Annotated in this window: 1 protein-coding gene; it reads right to left on the bottom strand. The window is 78.1% G+C overall.

Annotation, left to right across the window (positions count from 1 at the left end; genetic code table 11):
• Positions 1-9: 9 nt before the first annotated feature.
• Positions 10-1,263, bottom strand: a complete 1,254-nt coding sequence (locus ACFWXO_RS14740; RefSeq protein ID WP_375888286.1) for an HRDC domain-containing protein — start codon at positions 1,261-1,263, stop codon at positions 10-12.
• Positions 1,264-1,492: the final 229 nt, after the last annotated feature.

Here is a 1,492-nt window from a genome sequence, read left to right as displayed (position 1 = left end):
CCGGCCGGATCAGGCCTCGGCGGTGCCGGCGGTGGCGGCGGTGGCGAAGGCGGCGGCGACCACCGGCGCCACCAGGTCGACCTGCCACTGCCGGGCGCCGAGCCGGCGCAGCACGGCGGCCACGCCGTCGCCGCTCAGGTCGGCCGGCGGCTCCCAGGAGACCCGGCGCACCAGGTCCGGGGTGATCAGGTTCTCGGCGGGCAGGTGGTGGCGCTCGGCCAGCTCGCTGACCGCGGCGCGGGCACCGGAGAGCCGGGCGGCCGCGACCGGGTCCTTCTCCGCCCAGGCCCGCGGCGGCGGCGGCCCGTCGTGCGGGGCGGCGGCCGGCGGCAGCTGGTTCTCCGGGACCTCCCGGCCGCGCTGCACGGCCGCCAGCCACTGGTCCAGCTGGCGCCGGTGCAGCCGCGGGCCGAAGCCCTGGACGGCCTGCAGCGCGGCGATGTTCAGCGGCATGGCCAGCGCGGCGTTGACGATCGCGGCGTCCGAGAGCACCCGGCCCGGGGAGACGTCGCGCTCCTGGGCCATCCGGTCGCGGGTCAGCCACAGCTCGCGCACCACGGCCAGCTGGCGGCGCCGGCGGACCTTGTGCAGCTGCGAGGTGCGCCGCCACGGGTCGGTGCGCGGGGCGGGGCGGGGCGCGGCCGCGATCGCGGCGAACTCCTCCAGGGCCCAGTCCAGCTTGCCCTGGGCGTCCAGCTCCTGTTCGAGTGCGTCGCGCAGCTCGACCAGCACCTCGACGTCCAGAGCGGCGTAGCGCAGCCACGGCTCGGGCAGCGGGCGGGTGGACCAGTCGACCGCCGAGTGCTCCTTGGCCAGGCTCAGCCCGAGCACGTTCTCGGTCATCGGCCCCAGGCCGACCCGGGCGAAGCCGGCGATCCGCCCGGCCAGCTCGGTGTCGAACAGCCGGGCCGGTCTCATGCCCACCTCGGCGAGGCAGGGGAGGTCCTGGGTGGCGGCGTGCACCACCCACTCGGCGTCCGCGATGGCGGCGCCCAGTCCGCTCAGGTCGGGGCAGGCGATCGGGTCGATCAGCGCGGAGCCGGCGCCCGCGCGGCGCAGCTGGATGAGGTACGCCCGTTGCCCGTAGCGGTAGCCGGAGGCGCGCTCGGCGTCGACGGCGACAGGTCCGGTGCCCGCGGCGAAGGCGGCGACGACGGCGGCCAGCGCCTGCTCGTCCGCCACGACGGGCGGGATCCCCTCCTTCGGTTCGAGGAGCGGGACCGGGGCTGCTTCTTCTGGGATGGCTGCTACGGCGTCGGTCACCTACCAAGGGTACGACGGTCACCGGAACTGGGAGTGTTGTCGGACTGGTCAGACTGCTGATCGCCCGCCCGCCGGGTCACCCGCCGGGCCGCCCGACCGGCTGCCCGGGCGCCCGGCTGACGGACCGCCGGGCCCGGAGCCCCGGGTGCCGCCGGACGGGCGTGCGGGGGGGCCGGGGGGGCCGCTCGGCGGGGGGGGGGGGGTGTGCGCCCCCCCCCCCCCCCCCCGG

The organism is Kitasatospora sp. NPDC059088 (assembly GCF_042738155.1).
Lineage (GTDB): Bacteria > Actinomycetota > Actinomycetes > Streptomycetales > Streptomycetaceae > Kitasatospora.
This window is presented reverse-complemented; position numbering and strand designations above follow the sequence as displayed.